Source organism: Paracoccus sp. P2 (genome assembly GCF_046335115.1).
Taxonomy (GTDB): domain Bacteria; phylum Pseudomonadota; class Alphaproteobacteria; order Rhodobacterales; family Rhodobacteraceae; genus Paracoccus; species Paracoccus pantotrophus.
The window spans coordinates 1-1,466 of sequence record NZ_JBGOSN010000135.1 but is presented as its reverse complement, the minus strand read 5'-3'; the positions used below and the strand labels follow the sequence as shown (position 1 = coordinate 1,466).

Genomic DNA, 1,466 nt, shown 5'->3' with positions numbered 1-1,466 from the left:
GTCGGCTCTGAACAACCTTATCCGCCAGCCACTGCATGGCGGTGATGGGGCGTTTCGCCCCGGATGATCGCCGTGATCAGGTGAAGCAATAGAGTCCAAAGAGCCCTGAGATGGGCGAGGATCTTGCGGATATTGTGCCCGCAGGCGCAGAGGACGGCGAAGACCGCGTCGCCGATGCGGCCTTTCAGCGGGCATCTGGCCAGGCGACCATCGCTCTTCATGTGCCCGATCTCAGGCTCGATGGCGCTTCGCCGCCTGAGGAGCCGCGCCAGGAGCGGGGTGATGCCGCGTCTTGTGCCGCTGATCAGGACCTTGGTGGTCTCCACGCCATGGCCGCGATAGCCGCGATCGACGACGGCGAGATCCGGCACCTGCTCGGTCAGGATGGCAACCTGCTCCAGTGCAGGCGCCAATGTATGGCCGTCGTATGGGTTGCCAGGGAAGCTGCGGGCGCCGACGACGAAGCCTCCGTCGAGAGTGGTGGCGAGGCTGACCTTGGTGCCGAACTCATAGCGGATGCGCGCCTTGCCCTTGGAGATGCAGTCGACCTCGGGCTCGTGCAGGGCGTAGATCTTGTTCTTGCTCTTCGGTGTCTGTTCGAGCAGGCGACCGACCAGCCAGAGCGCCTCCAGCACCCGTCCGCGCAGCGCACCTTCGGGAATGTCCTGGAGGTGGCGGCGCAGGTCCCGGCGCACGCGGCCAACATAGCCCTTGAGTTGGCGCAGGGCCTTGCGCATGCGCTTGAACTGCCGGGCATGGGCATACCGCCCGACCTGGGCGGCCAGTCGCGGGGCAAGCCGGGCGTAGCTCTGGCGCAGATCGACCCCGGCCTCCTTCGCCAAGCCGACCAACAGCGCGCGTGCCCGCTCGTAAAGCCGCGCATCCGTGGGATGGGCGATGGTCTTTTCCATCACGGTCGTATCCACAGCCACCCGCTTCAGGCTCTTGTCGGTGACCGCGCCAGAAGCTCGGCCTGCCTCGATCGTCTTGGTCAGCAGCCACTCCACTCCTTCCTCCCCGATCCGCTTACGCCAGCGCACCAGCGACGAGGGATCGATCGGGGGACGGTGCTGGAAGAACGTCTCGCCGGTGAAGTGCTGGTAATACGGGTTCTCGACCCATCGGGCGATGACTGCCTCGTCAGAGAGCTTGAAGGCGTGCTGGAGATACATGAGCCCCGCCACCAGGCGTGGAGATGTCGCTGGCCGCCCCTGGTGAGACGGAAAGAAGGTCGCCCACTCCCGTTCAAAAAACTCCCAGTCGATCAGCGCCGCAAGCTTCACCAACTCATGGCGGGCGTCGATCATGTCGACCAGTCTCGGGCGGAGCAGGTCATCCTGTTCAGGGGCGCGGGAATGGGGCTTCATCGGCGACCGGAAATTGCAGGGTTTCTGGCCAAAGCATACGAAACCCTGCAATTCAAAGCCAACAAAACCGCAGCTTCAGCACACAAAATCAACGCGCTA

General features: G+C 64.1%; 1 protein-coding gene. It reads right to left on the bottom strand.

Annotated elements, in window-relative coordinates:
- Nucleotides 1–17: 17 nt before the first annotated feature.
- Entirely contained in the window at nucleotides 18–1,367 is a 1,350-nt protein-coding gene (locus ACDP63_RS24775; protein WP_409928847.1) for an IS5 family transposase, read from the bottom strand.
- Nucleotides 1,368–1,466 lie beyond the last annotated feature (99 nt).

What these genes read in the sequence shown, in the direction of transcription:
- ACDP63_RS24775 (WP_409928847.1), bottom strand. Translation starts at nt 1,367, where the DNA reads ATGAAGCCCCATTCCCGCGCCCCTGAACAGGATGACCTGCTCCGCCCG.